Genomic DNA, 20,259 nt, shown 5'->3' with positions numbered 1-20,259 from the left:
TCGGGCAGCCTGGTTCGCATTCATCTTTATCGTCGTAGGTGATCACAAAAGGTAGTGGAAAAACCTGAATAGGCGTATTCATAATAGGTATATCACAGGCAATATAATGCCAATACACCATTTCCCACGGCATACCGGTTAGCTCAAAGGCGTCGAACTGAGAGCCCTCATCACGCCTTTGAAACCGACTCACCCCCCGATGGGTACGCATGGTTCCGGAGTGATAATTACCGTACATATCGGTCAGATCGCACTGCCCGACATGCACAACAAACTGGTCATTTTGCTCGACAAAATCAGTACACTGCGCTATCACCTCGGCCAGATTATTACCCGATAAAACCGTCACTTGTTTACTGCGATCAAAGAAGTGCATGTAGTAATTCGTCACCACCTCTGGATCTGGTGGCTCTATATCCTCACCATTGTCAGTTTCAACCATGGATATATCGTCTATGGGGTAAAAATGCCCATACCCAGCTTCTGGGCCATTGAAGTCAATAACATTGCAGTGATAAAGCGGCGCGCTGGCCTGAACAGCAAAGCTGCCCAGCAGATGCCATAAGGTTAACAAGCAAAACAGCAGCGTACGAATCAACATAGCGATACCTTCCCTGATCAAATTCAGTAGAAAGTATCAATTACAAGAACAGATTGCAATTTAAACGTTACGAAATTAAATGAAGATTTAATGAATATGCCATAAAGCATTACAAATATGGCATAAAAAAAGGCTGACCCTTAATGGCCAGCCTTTCGTGTTGCAGCAAAAAGTGCTTAGTTAAGCTTTTCGCGGATACGCGCTGATTTACCTGAACGATCGCGTAAGTAGTACAGTTTGGCACGACGTACCGCACCGCGACGCTTAACAGTGATGCTCTCAACCAATGGGCTGTGTGTCTGGAACACACGCTCTACCCCTTCGCCGTTCGATACTTTACGAACAGTGAAAGAAGAATGCAGGCCGCGGTTGCGCTTGGCAATCACTACACCTTCGTAGGCCTGAAGACGGGTTTTCTCGCCTTCTTTCACACGTACCTGAACCACCACGGTATCACCCGGGGCAAACGCAGGCACGTCTTGCTTCAGTTGCTCATCTTCAAGCTGCTTGATGATGTTTTGGCTTACTTTGCTCATAACAATCTCTCGTTACCTGGAATTAACTGTCTTTCTGCTGCAGCGCCTGGTGTTCCTGTTGGAACTCAGCCAGTAACTGTCGCTGCTCCTCAGTCAGAGCCAGGGAATTTAACATATCTGGCCGTCGTAACCAGGTCCTGCCAAGGGCCTGTTTCAGACGCCAGCGTCTGATTTTGTCGTGGTGACCACTCAGCAAAACCGGTGGTACCTCTTTGTTTGCTAACACTTCGGGCCGGGTATAGTGTGGACAATCCAACAAACCGGATGCAAACGAATCCTGCTCTGCCGATAAATCATGCCCAAGCACGCCAGGTACCAATCGCGACACTGCATCAATCAATGTCATGGCCGGTAACTCGCCCCCGCTTAACACGTAATCGCCGATTGACCATTCTTCGTCAATTTCGGTTTCTATTACGCGCTCGTCAATGCCTTCGTAGCGCCCTGCGACCAACAGCAGCTTGCTGTGTTGCGCCAACTCCTGCACCCCTTGCTGATCTAACTTCCGGCCTTGCGGCGAAAGGTAGATGGTGTGCACCTTGCCCCCTGCAGCTGCCTTGGCAGCGCGGATTGCGTCGGTGAGTGGCTGTACCATCATCAACATGCCGGGTCCGCCACCATAAGGACGGTCATCGACAGTGCGGTGTTTGTCCGTGGTAAAATCCCGCGGATTCCAGCACTGCACATCAATCAGCCCCTGGCGCAAAGCCCGCCCGGTCACCCCATACTGCGTTATTGCCTGAAACATCTCCGGGAACAGGGATACTACCCCAACCCAAAGCTTGCATGATTCCTGCATTAAAACGCGGGATCCCAGTCGACGACAATACGTCGCTCAGTCAGGTTCACTTCTTTTATTACCGTATTGGTGATAAAAGGCAGCAACCGTTCTTTCTTGCCAAATGCATCGGTGCGGTTGGCTTTCACCACCAGCACATCGTTGGAACCGGTTTCCATCATGTCGCTGACTTCACCTAAGTGATAGCCGGCTTCATTCACCACCGCCAGACCCATCAGGTCTTTCCAGTAGTAATCACCCTCGCCAAGCGCGGGCAATACACTGGTTGGTACGGCGATATCGGCATTGACCAGACGCTGGGCCTGATCGCGGTCCGAAACTCCTTCCAGCTTGGCAATCAAACCATTGCTATGGCGTTTCCAGCTGGTGACCTGCATTTGTTGTGGACGCCCCTGAACACTGACTACCCAGGGTGTATAATCAAAAATCCCTTCCGGGAAATCTGTATAGCTGTTCACTTTTAGCCAGCCGTTAATGCCGTACACAGCACCAAATTTGCCAACCAAAATCAGTTCATCATTCGAACTCAAGCGACAACTCCACAGATCAGGCTAAATTAAGCAGCAGCTTTTTTAGCAGTTTTTACCAGGTTTGCAACACGCTCACTCAAAGATGCACCTTGTGCAACCCAGTGATTCACGCGCTCCAGGTCCAGACGCAGTTTTTCTTCCGTGCCGCTGGCGATTGGGTTAAAGAAACCAACACGCTCAATAAAACGGCCATCACGGGAAAAACGGCTGTCCGCAACCACAACTTGGTAAAAAGGACGCTTTTTCGCGCCACCACGTTGTAAACGAATAGTTACCATACCGTCCTCTAAGTTTTTCGTTCAGGTTTTAAAAAATAACAGCACCTCCGACGGTTCGGAGGGCTGGTGCATTGTACGGATTTTTGCCCCGATTGCAAGGCATTTCGCGGCTTATCGGGGTGGCAGCATCCCTGGTGGTAACTTGCCGCCAAGGCCGCGCATCATCTTCATCATGCCGCCCTTACCCGACATCTGCTTCATCATCTTCTGCATCTGGGTAAATTGCTTCAGCATCTTATTGACGTCCTGCACCTGAGTGCCGGAACCTGCGGCAATGCGTTTTTTGCGGGAGCCTTTAATTAAATCCGGAAACTGGCGCTCTTTTGGTGTCATTGAATTGATGATAGCTTCCATCCGGATAAACTGTTTATCGTCCATCTGGCCGGCGACATTGGCTGGCAGGTTTTTCATGCCCGGCAATTTATCCATCATCGACATCATGCCGCCCATATTGCGCATCTGGCCCAGCTGATCACGAAAGTCTTCCAGGCTAAAGCCTTTGCCTTTCATCATCTTCTGCGCCACTTTGGCCGCTTTGTCTTTATCGACTTTTTGCTCGATTTCCTCAATCAGGCTCAGTACATCGCCCATACCAAGGATACGGGACGCCACCCGATCCGGATGGAAAGGCTCAAGCGCATCCACTTTCTCGCCCATACCGATGAACTTAATCGGCTTGCCGGTAATATGACGAATGGATAAGGCTGCTCCGCCACGGGCATCACCATCGGCCTTGGTTAAAATCACCCCGGTCAATGGCAAGGCATCATTAAAGGCTTTGGCTGTATTGGCCGCATCCTGACCGGTCATGGCATCAACCACAAACAGGGTTTCAATGGGCTTCACCGCCGCATGCAGTGTTTGGATTTCCTGCATCATCGCATCATCGACGTGCAAGCGACCGGCGGTATCGACCAACAGCACATCAAACTGACGGGTGCGAGCATGAGCAATAGCGGCATTAACAATAGCGACCGGTTGCTGCGATACATCGCTTGGGAAAAACTCTACCCCAACCTCTTTGGCCAGAGTCTCCAACTGCTTAATCGCTGCTGGCCGGTAAACGTCGGCACTGACTACCAGGACTTTTTTCTTTTTGCGCTGCGTTAAGAAACGCGCCAGCTTACCGACCGAGGTGGTTTTACCTGCACCTTGCAAACCAGCCATCAAGACCACGGCAGGGGGCTGGGTGTTGAGCGCCAACTCTTCATTGGCTTCACCCATGGCCTCTTCCAGCGCCTTGCGCACAATCTTGATAAACTCCTGACCAGGCGTCAGGCTTTTGCTGACTTCCAGGCCAACGGCTTTTTCTTTCACCTGAGCGACAAAATCGCGTACCACTGGCAAAGCCACATCGGCCTCCAGTAACGCCATCCGTACTTCACGCAGTGTCTCTTTGATGTTCTCTTCGGTCAGGCGTCCGCGGCCACTGATGTTCTTCAGTGTTCGGGTCAGACGCTCCGATAAATTCTCAAACATGGTATTCACCCATCACTATCAGTATGCTGCCAGTATACCTGAGTCGATTGCCGTCGTCAGCCACAGAGCTATTTAGGCATTGGTATTCCATCTCAGTTGCAATACAATGGCTATCCAACTGTAATTCAGGGAAAGTTTTGCATGCACACGCTGTTGTTGCCATTGATTGCCATGCTGGCTTATGCGCTGGCAGCAGGCACTGTTCTTGGCCGTTTATTTCACCCGGCGGGGCCACTGCTTCGGCTCACTTTTAGTGCAGCTTGTGTCGGCCTGGTGTTGCATGCTATTGCCTTGTCCGGTGTTTTATTTACCCCGGCAGGCCAGAACTTCAGCCTGCTAAATGTCAGCTCTTTGGTCAGTTGGCTGATCACTGTTGCAGTCACAGTGACCGCACTGCGCTCGCCTTTGATACTGTTATTACCGGTGGTGTATGGCTGTGCAGCCCTGGTGCAACTAAGTGTGCTAATGATACCTCAGGGCACGCAAATTCTGCAGATTGAGCACAATCCGCTTTTGCTGTTGCATATACTGGTAGCCTTTATCGCTTACGTTATTCTGATCCTGGCAACCCTCTACAGTGTGCAAGTCAGCTACATCAGTTATAAACTAAAACACAAAGCGCTGAGCATGCACTCGCAACTACCACCACTGATGCAAGCCGAAGTACTGCAGTTCCGGTTGTTGCTGGTTGGTACCTTGCTGCTTGGCATTACCCTGCTTAGCGGTGCGCTCTTTACCAGCGACTGGCTTGGCAAACACAACCTGCACAAAAATGTGCTGAGCCTGATAGCCTTTGTGCTGTTTGCTCTGCTTAGCTGGGGCCATGCCCGCCTTGGCTGGCGCGGTAAAACAGCCATCAGCCTGACTCTGCTTGGCAGCCTGCTGTTAACACTGGCTTACTTTGGCAGTCGCTTTGTACGTGAAGTGCTGCTAAGTGGCGCGCTCTGATGTTTTACATCTGCTTGCTACACGTACATACTATGCATTCCATTCCCTTTAGGCCACACAGGTAACCCTCTTTTGGACGCGATAGCTACCAGTACCTTATTTATTATTCTTGGTGTACTTATTTTTATCTCCGCGTACTTTTCGGGCTCTGAAACCGGCATGATGTCGGTAAACCCATACCGCTTGAAGCATCTGGCGAATGAAAAAAACAAAGGCGCGCTGCGTGTCAGTCAGTTGCTAAAGCGTCCTGATCGGCTGATTGGCTTGATCCTGATTGGCAATAACCTGGTGAATATTGCCGCTTCGGCCATCGCTACCATCATTGGCTTGCGGTTGTTTGGGGATATCGGTATCGCCATTGCCACCTTTGGTTTGACGCTGGTGATCCTGGTGTTTGCTGAAGTCACCCCCAAAACCTTGGCCGCACTGCACCCGGAGCGGGTCGCTTTTCCCAGCTCGGTTATTTTAAAGCCCCTGCTGAAAGTGCTGTACCCCATCGTTTGGCTGGTCAATCAAATTACCAACAACTTCCTGAAGCTGTTTGGCGTCAGCGCGGAGCAGCATCAAGGCAACAGCTTAAGCGCGGAAGAGTTACGCACTGTGGTACATGAAGCTGGTGCCCTGATCCCGGAGAAGCATCAAAGCATGTTGGTTGGCGTGCTGGATTTGGAGCATGCGACAGTTGAAGACATCATGATCCCGCGTAATGAAATCAGCGGCCTGGATGTCAGCGACGACTGGAAACAACTGGTACGTCAGTTGGCCAATTCACCACACAGCCGCCTGCTGCTGTACAGAGATACCATTGATGATGCCCTCGGCTTTTTGAATACCCGGGATCTGGTGCGTCCTTTGCTGAAAAAACAGCTGACCAAAGCCACCTTGCTGCGTGCGGTGCGGGATATTTACTACATTCCGGAAGGTACTCCGCTCAGTACACAATTGTTAAAGTTCCAGGCGTCAAAAGAACGTATTGGCCTGGTGGTCGACGAGTACGGTGATATTCAAGGCCTGGTAACTCTGGAAGACATTCTGGAAGAAGTGGTGGGTGATTTCACGACCGACGTCGTTGAAGACAACCATGAAGAAATCATTGCTCAGCCGGACGGTACTGTGCTGGTAGAAGGCGGCATTAACTTGCGCGATTTAAACCGCGAACTGCAACTCAGCTTCCCCACCGATGGGCCCAAAACACTGAATGGCCTGGTGCTGGAGTATTTGGAAGAAATTCCACAAGGAAGCCTGAGCCTTAAACTAGCCGGTTACAAAATGGAAATCGTCGAGGTGCAGGATAATATGATCAAAACCATTCGTTTGTTCCCGCTATCGAAAAAACGGCGTGACCACTAGCCACAGCCCGGCTGGTCCCGGGCTGCATTGGCTCGAATCAAAAACCGATTAAACGACGGAACCAGCCCCGCTGTAACTCTTTTTCACAACTGGACAATTGCGTAGCATACATCTGAGCCCGATCATCCACCCGCCGTGCCACGGAAATCAGCCAGGTTTTATTGCGATAGGTGCCGCGCTGAAACCCACCCCAGCCATCATGGTAATTCAGGTACTGATTGTAGGCATCCCATTTAGACACGCCATTAATACGATGGGTTTTATCAATGTACCACCCCATAAAATCCATAGCATCGGAAAAGTTGCTGCGGCTGGCAAAACGGCGGTTGGTTTCCCGCTGGTAATCAGCCCAGGTTTCGGTTTTGGCCTGTGAATAACCATAAGCCGAGCTGGCACGACCATAGGGGATAAAGCCTAAAAAATAGCGCATCGGTGGCCGGGCATTATGACGGAAGCTGCTTTCCTGAAACATCATGCTCATTGGCACATGAATAGGTACCCCCCATTTATCGCGGGTATTGGCAGCAGCCTTGTACCAGGAACGATGTTCTTTAAAGATATCGCAGATATTGCTGCTATTTTGTGGCGGGGGCGTACTGCAGCCGGATAACAACACCACTGAAAAAAATACACCACCAATTAAAAAATTATTCGTCTTCATATGAACTTTATAGATCCATTCGCTTCTAACAAAGTGCAAGGACGCAAATCAAGTTTTACGTTTCCCTGGATTTCAATCCTGTATCGCGGTCACCCCTCTCCTGGTGACCGCTTTTTTTAGCTGCTGCTTTGTAAAGAACAAGGCTTAGGCGCAAAGTAATCCTGCAGATAAGCTTCAAAACTTAACGTATCCGCCGCTTCCACCTCCGCTTGCTGTTGATGCGACTGTACTGCCATCGCAATCAATGCTTGCTCGTCGAAGTACTGGTAGCCTCGCTGCAACAGTTGCTGACGATACTGCTCCGCCATAGCCAGCGCAAAGGGGCCATTGTCTTGTTGTGCTGCCAGTAATTGCTTAAGTAAACGGCCTGAATAGGTATTGGCCGGGTCCAGCAGGCTTAGGTAAAAAGCTTTAATCGTGTCCTGATAGCGGGTGCCACCATAGGCCTGATCCAACCAAGCCGCCACCGCGGATAAATCGGCAAAAATCTCTTCCGCCCAATCCAACATTAAACGTGGTGCACCGTGCTGCATCAGTTCCAGGTTTTGTCGCCGGCCATCCGTCACCACTTTCTTCAGGTTCTGCTCGGTCACCAGTTGATCTTCATGACTTAGCTCGGGGCTTTCCTGCAGTAGGCAATAGCACAAAAACACATCCAAAAAGCGCATTTGTTCCGCACTAACCCCAACAGAGCTAAACGGATTGACATCCAGAGCCCGCACTTCAATGTATTCGACCCCGCGCGCCGCCAACGCACAGGTTGGCCGCTCGCCACTTTCAATGGTGCGCTTAGGTCGGATGGTGGAATAAAATTCGTTTTCTATCTGCAAAATGTTGCTGTTCAGCTGTTGATATCCCTGCTCTGCATTGCAAGGAATAGCAGCATACTCATCCGAAGGCAGGGTAATGGCCTGATGCAAGCCTGCGATGTATTCATCCAGCGAGTTGTAGGTGACTTTCAGGCGCGATTGGGCACTGTTGGTATAGCCTAAATCACTCATCCGTAGCGATGTCGCGTAAGGCAAATACAAGGTGCCTTTACCCAGTTTTTCAAATGGGTATTTGCTGTTTCTGCCCTGGATAAAAGAACTGCACAAGGCCGGTGAAGCCCCAAATAGATACACAATCAACCAGGCCATGCGTTTGTAGTTTCGCACCAATGCCAGATACTGCTCAGAGATAAAAGCTTGATCGGCGGTACTCTGGCCAAAAATAGTCGCCAAGTGCGGCCAAAAGCCAGCCGGAAACGAGAAGTTAAAGTGCACCCCGCTGATGGCCTGCATCATGCTGCCATATCGACGTTTTAAGCCCTGACGATAGAGCGTTTTCATCCGGCCAACATTGGAGCTACCATACTGCGCCAGTTGGATCTCATCTTCATGGCCAATATAGCATGGCATACTCAATGGCCATAAACGCTCCTGCCCTAACTGCTTCAGGGTGAACGTATGCACATCCGACAATTGTGCCAGCGTCGTATCGATATCGGTTGAAACCGGGGTAATAAACTCAAGCAGTGTTTCAGAAAAATCGGTGGTAATCATCGGGTGGGTTAAAGCCGAACCGAGCGCCTCTTGATGTGCTGTATCCGCCAAACGGCCATCCGGCTTGATCCGTAAAGTCTCCCGCTCCAACCCCCGCCGGATCCCGACAATACTGTTTAGATGCTCTGCAGCTGAAAGTGCTGCCAGACGTTGCTTAAGAAGTGAACTCAAAAGACACCCTTCCTTACTTGAAGGCCCGTATTACTGAGCGACAGCCTGTTACCTGTCGCTCACTCTACTTTGGAAATACTACGGCAACAAGGCTGTAGAGCTTTTTTCCGGCTATTTTTGCTCCGAATCAGTGCCTTCTCCAGTCACTGTGTTATCTACCGGAGCTGCATCTGTATCATCCGCCTCTGGCGGTGCAACGTCGCCCACTACATGCTCCAGCTTCAGCTTATTAACACTTCGAATCGTGGTAATAGGCCCCGAGCAGGCATACAGCAAGAAGATAATCAGTAGCATTTCTGCCGGCCGTGCAGCAATTACTACGAAAATCAGTACTACCAATAAAATAGTGACAAAGGAAACCTTATCCCGCCAATTCACATCTTTAAAGGAGTGGTAGCGGAAGTTACTCACCATCAGCAAGCCGGACAAAATTGTCAGTATTCCCAGCAGATACCCAAAGTCATGACCATCTAATTCATAATAGGCTCCGGTCCACACCATGCCGGCCATCAATGCCGCCGAAGCGGGGCTGGCCAGCCCCTGAAAAAAACGACCGTCCGTCACAGACAGGTTGGCATTAAAACGCGCCAGCCGCAGCGCTGCGCAGGCAACAAATAAAAATGCCGCCAACCAACCAAACTTACCAGTATCTGACAGCGCCCAATTATACATCACCATAGCGGGTGCCATGCCAAAAGACAGCATATCGGCCATGCTGTCGTACTGTGCTCCAAATTCACTCTGGGTATTGGTAAGGCGGGCCACCCGGCCATCCAGGCCATCAAAAATCATCGCTACAAAAATAGCGATAGCTGCCGCTTCAAAGTGGCCATTCATGGATGAAATAATGGCGTAAAAGCCAGAGAACAAACCTCCGGTAGTTAGCAGGTTTGGTAATAAATAGATGCCCTTACGAGGCTGAGATTCTGTTTTGCCAGCTTCAGTCATAGATTCCATGCGCCCAAATAAACCATCAGGTTGATGCGGCTTAATGTATCACGGATCGGAAAAACGCAAAAGAAAAGCTGATTGCGACCTGACGAATGCTGCCACTGGCTGTATACAGGTTATCAAAGCATTCAGCATCAACCACCAACAATGCCCACGCAGTGGCGGGCATTGAGTGAACGAACAATAAGCCTAAATCAGTGTTAGCGGATCACAAAGTCATCACCATCAACACCAATCTGCACTGTGCTGCCCGGGGCAATATCCCCTCGGAGTAAAGCTTGTGCCAATGGGTTTTCCAGGTAATGTTGGATAGCCCGCTTCAGCGGCCTTGCACCGTATACCGGATCAAAGCCGGCCGCCGCCAGTTTATCCAGAGCCGCTTCACTGACTTCCAACTGATAATCACGCTCTTCCAGGCGCTGACGTAACCGCTGCAGCTGGATAGTCGCAATCGACTTGATCTGGGCATGACCCAATGGATGGAACACCACAGTTTCATCAACCCGATTTAAAAATTCAGGCCTGAAGTGCTTGCCAAGTACATCCATCAACATGGTTTTCATGTCCTGATAGCTCGACTCACTGCTGTATTCCTGGATCAAATCCGAGCCTAAGTTTGAGGTCATAATGATCACGCTGTTTTTAAAATCGACCGTGCGGCCCTGACCATCGGTCAAACGGCCATCGTCCAGCACCTGCAACAGAATATTGAACACATCCGGGTGCGCTTTTTCCACTTCATCCAGCAGGATCACCGAATAAGGCTTGCGCCTGACGGCTTCAGTCAGATAGCCGCCCTCCTCATAACCAACATAGCCAGGAGGTGCACCAACCAGGCGCGATACTGCGTGTTTTTCCATAAACTCGGACATATCAATCCGCACCATCGCATCCGGACTATCAAACAAAAAGGTGGCCAATGACTTGGTCAGTTCAGTTTTACCAACCCCGGTCGGCCCTAAAAACAGGAAAGAGCCAATGGGACGGTTCGGATCGGATAAGCCAGCACGCGAACGACGTATCGCATTAGCAACGGCTGCTACAGCTTCCTGTTGCCCGACCACATTCTTGTGCAGCGCATCTTCCATCTGTAACAACTTATCCCGCTCGCCTTCCAGCATCTTGCTGACCGGAATACCGGTGGCTTTCGACAGCACATCCGCAATCTCTTGCTCAGTCACCCGGTTACGCAGCAACTGCATATCCTGCATTTCGGCCTGGCTAGCTAAATCCAGTTGCTTCTCCAATGCCGGAATACGCCCATACTGCAACTCGGACATTCGCTGCAAATCGCCGGCCCGGCGGGCTACTTCCAGATCCAGCCGCACCTGCTCCAACTCGGCTTTAATGGTCTGAGTTCCCTGCAAAGCTGCTTTTTCCGCCTCCCAGATTTCATCCAGTCCCTGGTATTCCTGCTCCAGTTGAGCAATTTGTTCCTGTATCGCATCACGACGCTTTTTGCTGCCATCATCCACTTCTTTGCTGAGTGCATTGTCTTCCAGCTTCAATTGAATAATGCGCCGCTCCAGCCGATCCATTTCTTCAGGCTTGGAGTCCATCTGCATCCGAATGCTGGACGCCGCTTCATCAATCAAATCAATGGCTTTATCCGGCAACTGGCGGTCATTGACGTAGCGATGTGATAAGGTGGCCGCAGCTACGATGGCCGGATCGGTAATTTCCACCGCATGGTGCAGCTCATAGCGCTCTTTTAAGCCCCGCAAAATGGCAATGGTGTCTTCGACCGTAGGCTCTTCCACCAAAACTTTTTGAAAGCGCCGTTCCAGCGCCGCATCTTTTTCAATGTATTTGCGGTACTCATCCAGGGTAGTAGCACCCAGGCAATGCAGCTCCCCCCGCGCCAGCGCCGGCTTTAACATATTACCAGCATCCATGGCGCCATCGGCTTTTCCTGCGCCGACCATAGTATGAATTTCATCGATAAACAAAATGACCTGGCCTTCTTCTTTGGCCAGCTCATTCAGCACTGCTTTTAGCCGCTCTTCAAATTCCCCGCGGTACTTGGCACCAGCCAACAGTGCGCCCAAATCCAGTGCCAACACCCGTTTATCAAGTAAACCTGCCGGTACTTCTTTGTTGATGATTCGCAGCGCCAACCCTTCGACAATGGCGGTTTTTCCCACACCAGGCTCACCAATCAATACCGGGTTGTTTTTAGTGCGGCGTTGCAGTACCTGAATGCAGCGGCGAATTTCTTCATCCCTGCCAATCACTGGGTCCAGCTTACCGGCTTCGGCCCTGGCCGTTAAATCGACAGTGTACTTACTCAGTGCCTGCCGGGTATCTTCAGCATTGGGATCGTCCACTTGCTGACCAGCACGCATCTGGTCAATGGCTTTAGCCAGTGCTTCATTGGTCACCCCTTGCTCTCGCAGGATCTGACCCAAAGCGCCCTTATCCTCGGTGGCAGCCAGAACAAACAACTCGCTGGAAATGTATTGATCTTTGCGCTTTTGCGCCAGCTTGTCGCACAGGTTGAGCAAGGTGCCCATCGATGCGGATAACTGTACATCACCACCGGTGCCTTCCACCGTTGGCAAGCGCTCTATGGCCTGCGTCACTTTCAGCCGCAGTTCGTTAAAATTAATTCCAAGCTTATTCAGCAATTCGCGTACGGTGCTGCCATCCTGATTCAGCAACGCATGCATCAGATGCACCGGCTCAATAAACTGATGATCGCGGCCAAGTGCCAGCGATTGCGCATCGGCAATGGCCTGTTGGAACTTGCTGGTCAAACGATCTAATCGCATGATGTTCTCCAATCAAAACTGTAACAAAAGTTATAGCTTATATTGGGAAAGGCTGGGCAGTTTTCAAGCAGCAAGTGTCAAATAATTGACTAAGATCAACGTTAGGGCTGCAACCAAATACAGCTGGCCATTCGGCCAGTCTGGCCATCACGGCGGTAGGAGTAAAACAATTCGGCTTGCGAGTAAGTGCAGTAGTTGCCGCCGTATATCGCCTGCACCCCAGCGCGTTGCAAACGCAGCCGGGCCAGTTGGTATAAATCAGCCAGCCACTTGTGTTCACCCTGTTGGACAAAGGCACTGGCTGCAGCTGCATCACTGGCGTTAAATTGCTGTACGACTTCACTGCCGACCTCAAAGGCCGAAGGCCCAATGGCAGGCCCAAGCCAGGCCATGATCTCAGCGCCAGCCGCAAACTGGGCTAAGGTCCTTTCCAACACACCAGCAGCCAGGCCGCGCCAGCCAGCGTGGACGGCTGCCACCTGACTGCCGCTGGCATCACAGAGCAGCACTGGCAAGCAATCAGCCGTCATCACCGTACAGACCTGGCCTGCGTGCTCACTAAAAGCCGCATCGGCAATCACCGCCCCCTGATTGCTCAGAGGCAACACAGCAACCTCAGTGCCATGCACCTGTTCCAGCCAAAGCGGTGGCTGAGGCATAGCAGCGGCTGCGGCCAACATCTGGCGATTAACTGTCACTGCAGCCGGTGCATCGTCCACATGACTACCCAGGTTCAAGCCGCTAAAACAGCCAACCGACACACCGCCCAAACGGGTACTGCTGATGGCCTTCACCCTGGCAGGTGCCGGCCAGTCCGGTTGAATCAGTTGCAACTCAGGCATCGTCCATGCCATGTTCCTGCGTATCAGCCCGCAGGGTCTCGACCAGTAAGCGCATATCCTCCGGGATCGGTGCCTGCCATTCCATCGGCTCACCGCTGATAGGATGCTCCAGTTTCAGCAGGGCGGCATGCAGCGCCTGACGCTGAAAGCGTTGCAATACCTGGCGAAACTGCTCGCTGGCACCGCGCGGCGGCCTGGGCCGGCCACCATAGACAGGATCGCCAACCAAAGGATGATGCAACGATTGCATATGGACCCGAATTTGGTGAGTGCGACCGGTTTCCAGCCGCAGCCGCAAGCGGGTGTGGGCCCGAAAACGTTCCATCACCCGGTAATGAGTAACAGCCGGCTTGCCTCCTTCATCAATCGCCATCAGGGTGCGTTGGGTTTGATGGCGCCCTATAGGGGCATCGACGGTCCCCCCACCAGTTAAGGTGCCATGACAGACGGCTTCGTACTCACGGGTAATCAGGCGCTGTTGCATGGCTGAAACCAAAGCCGTTTGCGCCGGTACCGTTTTAGCCACCACCATCACACCGGAAGTGTCTTTATCCAGCCGGTGAATAATACCTGCCCTTGGCACTTCCACGATATCCGGCACATGGTGCAGCAAGGCGTTCAGCAAGGTGCCGGCTTGATTGCCAGCACCGGGATGAACTACCAAACCGGCCGGCTTGTTGATTACCAGGATATCATCGTCTTCGTAAAGGATAACCAGGTCAATAGCCTCGGCTTCGTGCTGCACTTCTTCCTGCAGCTCTGCATCCACGGCCAGTTGCTCACCACCCAGCAATTTATGTCTGGGTTTGGTTTCTACCGCACCATCAATTTGGACCTGGCCGGCCTGGATCCAGTTTTTTATCCGCGAGCGGGAATAATCGGGGAACAATTCGGCCAGTACCTGATCTAACCGCTTACCGTAAAGATGGTCAGGTACGATTTCTGTCAATTTGATCTGTTTTGTCATAGCGGAAGCAGGTATCCTGTGTGCATTCCCGAAGGCTCTGGGTTAGAATCGGGTTTCTCTGGAGCATATTTTAACGGTTTTACCACCAACTGGACAGCCAAAGGCTGACGGAGATATGAATTTAACCATGAACAGCAAGTTTTCTACTATTTTCTGGGTAATTTTACTGACCCTGACACTTAGCGCCTGTGCTGGCAAACGCAAGCAAGAGCCTGTATCGGTAACTCAAAATGCCCAAGTCATGTACGACGAGGCCAAACGTGTACTGGATTCAGGTTTATACAACCGCGCCATCGAGCTGCTTCAGGCTGTTGAGAACCGTTACCCCTTTGGCCCTATGGCCCGTCAGGTGCAGTTGGATATCATCTATGCTTACTACCAGGCCAACAACTTACCGCAAGCCATCGCCAACATCGATCGTTTTATTCGGCTGAATCCAAACCATCCGGATCTGGATTATGTGTATTACATGCGCGGTCTTACCAACCTCAAAGCAGATGAGAACGCCTTTCAGTCGTTCTTTGGCATTGACCAGGCCGACCGTGACCTTGCCAGTACCCGTCAGGCTTTTGATGACTTCCGCATCCTGATTACCAGTTACCCGGACAGCAAGTACAGTGCAGATGCCCGTATCCGTATGCAGCATATCCGCGAAACACTGGCCCGCCATGAGCTGCTGGTTGCCGATTACTACATGCGCCGCGGTGCTTATTTGGCTGCCGCCAACCGTGGCAAATACATTGTGGAGTACTTCCGCGAATCGCCTCAGGTAGAACAAGCATTGGAATTGATGGTGCAAGGCTACGATAGACTAGGTTTAGAAAAGTTACGGGATGATGCCTACGAAGTGCTGAAACTGAACTTCCCAAACAACAGAACCCGCATCTAAGCCGAAGCTTACCGCTCAAAAAAATACCGCCTGTTGGCGGTATTTTTTATACATCAATCCAAAGCATCCAGCGCTTCCGATAAACGGCCGATGCCAGTTACTTGCATGCCCTCAATCGGTTCTTTCGGGCAATTGGCTTTGGGCACAATGGCTCGCTTAAAGCCATGCTTGGCAGCTTCGCGCAGTCGCTCCTGACCGCTTGGCACCGGCCGGATTTCGCCGGATAACCCCACTTCACCAAATACAACCAAATCAGGCGGTAAGGGTTTGTTGCGAAAGCTGGAGACCAATGCCAGCAAGGTGGCTAAATCGGCACTGGTTTCTTGCACCCGGATACCACCCACCACATTGACAAACACATCCTGATCGGCCATCTGCAAGCCGGCATGGCGATGCATCACCGCCAACAGCATGGCGATGCGATTTTGCTCCATCCCCACGGTTACCCGGCGAGGGTTGTTCAGCGGCGAGTGGTCCACCAGCGCCTGAATTTCCACCAGCAAAGGCCGGGTCCCTTCCCACAGCACCATCACGATGCTACCGGACTGGACATCCTCGCTCCGACTTAAGAAAATAGCAGACGGGTTTTTCACTTCTTTCATGCCCTGGCCGGTCATGGCAAAAACCCCCAACTCATTTACGGCCCCAAAGCGATTCTTATGGCCACGCAGCGTGCGATAACGACTGTCGGCATCACCATCCAGTAAAATAGAGCAATCGATGCAATGTTCCAGCACTTTCGGACCTGCCAGGCTGCCATCTTTGGTCACATGCCCCACCATAATCACCGCTATGTTGTGCTGCTTGGCAAAACGGGTCAGGTAAGCGGCACTTTCCCGTACCTGCGACACGCTGCCGGGGGCCGACTGGATCTCGGCCATCTGCATCACCTGAATGGAGTCAATCACCATAATCCGCGGCTTTTCCTGTTGGGCCAGGTGGCAAATGCTTTCCACATTGGTTTCCGCCAGCATCCGCAGTTTGCCGGTTGGCAAACCAAGCCGGTTGGCGCGAAGCGCGACCTGTTGCAGCGACTCTTCCCCGGTGACATAGAGTGCATTGCCCTGCTCCGCCAGACCACACATCATTTGCAGCAACAGGGTGCTTTTCCCTGCCCCCGGGCTACCGCCAATCAACACCGCCGAACCTGGCACGATGCCACCACCCAGCACCCGATCCAACTCCAGAAAGCCAGAGCTAAAGCGTGGTACATCCTGTAAATCCACTTCATCCAGCCGCAACACCTTCGCGGCTGTCGCTCCAGCATAACCGCCAAAGCGGCTGCTTTTGTCTTTCGCCGGGCCAAGTCTCACCTCAGTGATGGTATTCCAGGCTCCGCATTCGCTGCACTGTCCCTGCCAGCGCATAAAGTCGGCCCCACAGTCGTTGCAGACGTAAGCCGTTTTATTTTTTGCCATTTCATTCCTCAACGGGTATGGATATTGCATTTCATGTCGCAACCACGTAGCGTACTGTCATTATACCGGCAGTTGCACAACATGTTGACGCTGAACTCTGTGAGATTATGACAGCCCCAGACCTGCAAGAACACCTTAGCATCATAGAGCGACTAAAAAGCTCAGTACAGACATCTGATTTTGATCAGATGTTTGCCGTGCTAACCAGTGAACTGCCTAAATCCAAGCAATTCCTGCTCAAAATGGAGCTAAAACGGCTTTCTCAGCCTTGTGACTTTTATATCGATTTGCGTGGTCATGTCGATGGCACAGTGCATACCTATGAGTATGAAGGAAAAACGCACTACATGGATGACAATGCCGTGGAGGTATTCGAACAAGGCATCCGCGACTATGGCCGCTTTACGTTGGGTGTGTACGAAGATGTGATGAACACCGACAACAATTACCGGGTGATGCATCGTAAAGAAACGGAAGCACGAATCAAGCAGGTACTAAGTAATGAGCAAGGGCTGAGCGATGCGGAGCTTACTGCCGAGCCAGTCACCCGCCATCTGGCCCGCTCGGTACAATTTGGCAGCTACCTGAACCGCAGTGAAGAGCGGATGAACTACAGCATCACTGTAGAAATCGTGCTGGGTAATGGCAAAAAGTACAGTGCCCAAACCACAGATATATCTGTACAAGGCTGCAAGCTGAAGCTGGCGCGACAGATAAAGTTAGCCGAAAACGACCAGCTTGGGATCTTCTTCCGTGAGCTGGAACAGGAGTACACCCTGGATCGCAACAACCCGATCCATTACCAGATTGTTGAAATAAGCCTGCTCGATCAAAAAACCCAACAATTGCGTCTCAAAAGGCTTGAGCAAAGCAGTCAGCAAGAACAAGAATTTACCCATTTTATCGATCGCTTTATCCGGGCGAACAAAAGACGCTACAAGCTAAATTTGGACAATGCCCTGGATGCCGTGATTGTGAAAGGCTACGAGCAGTTTTATGTACCGAGAACCAGCAGCCTGCCAGTTTTTATCTCTGTACGACAAGGCAAGTCGCATCCGCAGTGCGCCTTAACCACCGAAAACAACCGCGCCAGCTTTCATTATTTTCAGGATGAGCTGCAACGTTCCGTTCTACCGCAAGTGCTTAGTGCCAAACGACTGAAACAACTGCTGCAATTACCGGAAGGTCAGCGGCAAACGCTACTGTATTGCTTTACCCACGCCTCCAAAGGAAAATTGTATTTTTACAGTGCAACCGAGGCAGAGCTCGCCACTGAAAACGGGTTAAGCGCTCTGTTTCTTGGTTTTGGCGCCAGTAAAAAAAGCTGGAAAGTATTTCAGCTTAGCTTTTTAAATACCAGTTCGGAATACAGCCAACTCCACTTCCAATTACCTGGGGATACCTCCGCGGGCACCAAAGCCAAGAATACCCAACTTTTGGATGCCTATTTAACGCCCTTGCGCTTTATTGTTAGCCTGACCGATATCAGCACCGACAGCAGCAGTTCCTGGTACCAGCAATTGAGCTATGACAAAAGTGCTGTTCGAGCGCTGAATCAGTTTGCCCATGCCAAATTAAACCAGTTGCCGTTTTGCGAAGCCATACCCGTTAAGTACGTCAATCTGCGCTCAGAAGACCGCTACTTGTACAAAACCACGGTACAGCTGCAAAACGCTCAAGAACAGAAGTTACCTGACGCTTTTAGCCGGGACTTTTCACCCAATGGCATGCAGGTAGAAACCATGTTGCCCACTCAGTTAAAGCGTGGCGACTTGGTCCGCTTGAACCTGCCCGAGTTGCAAAAAATTAGCAACAAGTTTCAGCTTAAGCAACTGCTGTATGAAGTCATGGCGGTCAGCAAAAGCGGAACCATTATGAATCTGAAAGTAGTAGAAAATGATGATGGCCATCAGGGCAAAGCATTTTTCCAACTTCTGATCCAAAATAACCGCAGCAAGCTGACGGTAGCCGAAGAGCAGGTAAAGCACCCGGGGCTGGCACCAGCCCTGCGCAATATGTTTATCAAGGCCTTGAATAGTTTTCCATTTTATTTACACCGCAAGGGTATTCGCTATGAAATGAAAGCAATAGCTCAAGGAGGGCAACCAAACAGCCTGCACCTGCTGCTGGCACAATTAAGCACGGAGCCAGAGCACTTAAATATTGAGCCACTGCTTAAACACAATGCGGTCAACCTGGCCTTTGCCAGCCAACTAAAACAAATGAAACGCCAGGATCCACCAAAAAATTACGAGCTGTATTTGAAAGTTACGCCCAAGGCGGATACCAAACCTGAATTAAGTTGCCATTACGATTATGAGTTTAACAACGAACCGGAAAAGAAAGCCTTCATCGCTCAGTTAATTGCTGATGAAGCCGTACTGTTTTGTTATCGCATCTGGCTGTCGCGTACCGGCCGGCCCGACAGCGACTTCATCGCTCAGGAGCTGAATTACATTAGCCAATACGCTATTCATAAAGCCAAACTGCTGGAGGAAGAACTATGGAGCGTAGTCGGTGTTGGCGAACTGGTTGATATTACCGATGAGTTATTATTGCGATTGGATATTCCGCCAGCACAGCGCCAACAACAAAGCAGCTTGCGCACCAAGGTACTTACTTCGGCTTCAGACTAACCAACCAGTCGGCTAATGTGGGAAAGTGATCCTGCACCGCCAAAGGGTGCGTCAGCATGCTGATATGATCGTAATCGGCAAGGGCACCTGACGCTTTGCTCAAATGAGTAAAGCGAGCCTGCAGTTGATTAGCTTCCGCCATAAAGGCTTTCACATCGTCCGGATGCCCCAACACCCGGTCTTTTTCTGCTACAAAATGCCAAAGTTCTGGCCAAGTCGTGTTTTGGGACGCGGTTTTATAATCAAAACCATCGCTGCAATCGACAAAGGCATCCTGCTCTATCCAGCGGATGCAATCGAGCAAGAACTGTTTAGGCTCATCATCAGCACCAAAACGCCAGCGTTTGGCCGGGAAATAACCGTGCCTTTCTGCCAGCCAGGGGGCCAATCGATTCCACATCCAGTCGATTTTTAATTTTTTTTCAAAACTTTGCACCCGGATGCGACGTTTGCTGCCAAAACAGACTTTGGATTGCACCAGCGGCAACAGCTCTGGATGGCGACTTAAACTGGCCGCCGCCAGCACCCCACCCCAGGAGTGCGCGATCAGATGCAGCGGCTGCTGATTCGCTTCAGCAACATGGCGCACTAACGCCGGAATATCCTGACAGATTAACTGCTGTTGGCTGTGATCGAAGCCACTGGAGCTGTGTGGTAAGGAGCGACCCCGGCCAGCATAATCGGCACAGTAGACCGCAAACCCCTGATCGGCCAGATAGCAGCCCAGGCCTTTACCGGATTGGCTGTAGAAAATCCGGCTATTGCCAATGGCTCCATGCAGCATCAGTACAGTGCCAATTGGCTGCTGCAACGGCAACAAGCGGCGGATATGCAACTGATAGCCTTTCACCGGTAAAAAGTACGAATGCTGTTGATGCTTCATCAGAC

General features: G+C 51.2%; 18 protein-coding genes. 4 read left to right on the top strand and 14 right to left on the bottom strand.

What is annotated here, in order from left to right:
* From ABC502_RS18490 to ffh, 6 genes are all read right to left on the bottom strand, one after another.
* Nucleotides 1-601 (bottom strand): hypothetical protein (locus tag ABC502_RS18490; RefSeq protein WP_345916913.1); only part of this gene is annotated, 601 nt, incomplete at its 3' end.
* A gap of 176 nt (nucleotides 602-777) precedes the next feature.
* Nucleotides 778-1,137, bottom strand: a complete 360-nt coding sequence (gene rplS, locus ABC502_RS18485) for a 50S ribosomal protein L19 (protein ID WP_330086013.1) — start codon at nucleotides 1,135-1,137, stop codon at nucleotides 778-780.
* A gap of 22 nt (nucleotides 1,138-1,159) precedes the next feature.
* Nucleotides 1,160-1,936 carry a tRNA (guanosine(37)-N1)-methyltransferase TrmD gene (gene trmD, locus ABC502_RS18480; RefSeq protein ID WP_345916912.1) on the bottom strand — a complete coding sequence of 259 codons (777 nt, stop codon included), beginning with the start codon at nucleotides 1,934-1,936 and terminating at the stop codon, nucleotides 1,160-1,162.
* Nucleotides 1,936-2,466 carry a ribosome maturation factor RimM gene (gene rimM / locus ABC502_RS18475; RefSeq protein WP_330086011.1) on the bottom strand — a complete coding sequence of 177 codons (531 nt, stop codon included), beginning with the start codon at nucleotides 2,464-2,466 and terminating at the stop codon, nucleotides 1,936-1,938. The genes trmD and rimM overlap by 1 nt, the downstream gene beginning before the upstream one ends.
* Before the next feature lie 26 nt (nucleotides 2,467-2,492).
* Nucleotides 2,493-2,744, bottom strand: coding sequence for a 30S ribosomal protein S16 (gene rpsP / locus ABC502_RS18470; protein ID WP_091337841.1), 252 nt, complete (start codon nucleotides 2,742-2,744; stop codon nucleotides 2,493-2,495).
* Between the two features lie 111 nt (nucleotides 2,745-2,855).
* Entirely contained in the window at nucleotides 2,856-4,223 is a 1,368-nt protein-coding gene (gene ffh, locus ABC502_RS18465) for a signal recognition particle protein (RefSeq protein WP_330086010.1), read from the bottom strand.
* A gap of 141 nt (nucleotides 4,224-4,364) precedes the next feature.
* Between ffh and ccsA the strand changes: the two genes are divergently transcribed.
* Complete coding sequence (gene ccsA / locus ABC502_RS18460; RefSeq protein ID WP_345916911.1) at nucleotides 4,365-5,171, top strand: cytochrome c biogenesis protein CcsA; 807 nt, start codon at nucleotides 4,365-4,367, stop codon at nucleotides 5,169-5,171.
* A gap of 72 nt (nucleotides 5,172-5,243) precedes the next feature.
* The gene (locus ABC502_RS18455; protein WP_330086008.1) at nucleotides 5,244-6,521 is read left to right on the top strand and encodes an HlyC/CorC family transporter; all 1,278 of its coding nucleotides are present in this window, start codon (nucleotides 5,244-5,246) and stop codon (nucleotides 6,519-6,521) included.
* Between the two features lie 37 nt (nucleotides 6,522-6,558).
* On the opposite strand, the gene ABC502_RS18450 is transcribed toward ABC502_RS18455, so the two are convergent.
* From ABC502_RS18450 to rluD, 6 genes are all read right to left on the bottom strand, one after another.
* Nucleotides 6,559-7,182: a hypothetical protein gene (locus ABC502_RS18450; RefSeq protein ID WP_330086007.1), complete on the bottom strand. Its 624-nt coding sequence runs from the start codon at nucleotides 7,180-7,182 to the stop codon at nucleotides 6,559-6,561.
* Between the two features lie 116 nt (nucleotides 7,183-7,298).
* Nucleotides 7,299-8,897: a glutamate--cysteine ligase gene (gene gshA / locus ABC502_RS18445; RefSeq protein WP_345916910.1), complete on the bottom strand. Its 1,599-nt coding sequence runs from the start codon at nucleotides 8,895-8,897 to the stop codon at nucleotides 7,299-7,301.
* A 111-nt stretch (nucleotides 8,898-9,008) separates the two neighbouring features.
* A complete protein-coding gene (gene pssA / locus ABC502_RS18440; RefSeq protein WP_345916914.1) occupies nucleotides 9,009-9,845 on the bottom strand; it encodes a CDP-diacylglycerol--serine O-phosphatidyltransferase in 837 nt (278 codons plus the stop codon).
* 203 nt (nucleotides 9,846-10,048) lie between these two features.
* On the bottom strand, nucleotides 10,049-12,619 hold the full coding sequence (gene clpB, locus ABC502_RS18435) for an ATP-dependent chaperone ClpB (protein ID WP_345916909.1): 2,571 nt from the start codon (nucleotides 12,617-12,619) through the stop codon (nucleotides 10,049-10,051).
* Nucleotides 12,620-12,720: 101 nt separating this feature from the next.
* Nucleotides 12,721-13,452, bottom strand: coding sequence for a peptidoglycan editing factor PgeF (gene pgeF / locus ABC502_RS18430; RefSeq protein WP_330086394.1), 732 nt, complete (start codon nucleotides 13,450-13,452; stop codon nucleotides 12,721-12,723).
* 1 nt (nucleotide 13,453) lies between these two features.
* Nucleotides 13,454-14,428 carry a 23S rRNA pseudouridine(1911/1915/1917) synthase RluD gene (gene rluD, locus ABC502_RS18425; RefSeq protein WP_330086003.1) on the bottom strand — a complete coding sequence of 325 codons (975 nt, stop codon included), beginning with the start codon at nucleotides 14,426-14,428 and terminating at the stop codon, nucleotides 13,454-13,456.
* Nucleotides 14,429-14,543: 115 nt separating this feature from the next.
* Between rluD and ABC502_RS18420 the strand changes: the two genes are divergently transcribed.
* Nucleotides 14,544-15,317 (top strand): outer membrane protein assembly factor BamD, encoded by a 774-nt coding sequence (locus ABC502_RS18420; protein ID WP_330086002.1) that lies wholly within the window; start codon nucleotides 14,544-14,546, stop codon nucleotides 15,315-15,317.
* A 53-nt stretch (nucleotides 15,318-15,370) separates the two neighbouring features.
* On the opposite strand, the gene radA is transcribed toward ABC502_RS18420, so the two are convergent.
* Entirely contained in the window at nucleotides 15,371-16,735 is a 1,365-nt protein-coding gene (gene radA / locus ABC502_RS18415) for a DNA repair protein RadA (protein ID WP_330086001.1), read from the bottom strand.
* A 107-nt stretch (nucleotides 16,736-16,842) separates the two neighbouring features.
* Here radA and ABC502_RS18410 point away from each other — a divergent pair, with 107 nt between their 5' ends.
* Nucleotides 16,843-19,371, top strand: coding sequence for a PilZ domain-containing protein (locus ABC502_RS18410; protein WP_345916908.1), 2,529 nt, complete (start codon nucleotides 16,843-16,845; stop codon nucleotides 19,369-19,371).
* On the opposite strand, the gene ABC502_RS18405 is transcribed toward ABC502_RS18410, so the two are convergent.
* The gene (locus tag ABC502_RS18405; RefSeq protein WP_345916907.1) at nucleotides 19,352-20,254 is read right to left on the bottom strand and encodes an alpha/beta fold hydrolase; all 903 of its coding nucleotides are present in this window, start codon (nucleotides 20,252-20,254) and stop codon (nucleotides 19,352-19,354) included. The genes ABC502_RS18410 and ABC502_RS18405 overlap by 20 nt on opposite strands.
* Nucleotides 20,255-20,259: the final 5 nt, after the last annotated feature.

Origin of the sequence: Alkalimonas sp. NCh-2 (assembly GCF_039631345.1) — a bacterium.
In the GTDB taxonomy this organism is placed as follows: Bacteria; Pseudomonadota; Gammaproteobacteria; order Enterobacterales; family Alteromonadaceae; genus Alkalimonas; species Alkalimonas mucilaginosa.
The sequence above is the reverse complement of the archived record's forward strand: the minus strand, read 5'-3'. Positions and strand labels throughout refer to the sequence as shown.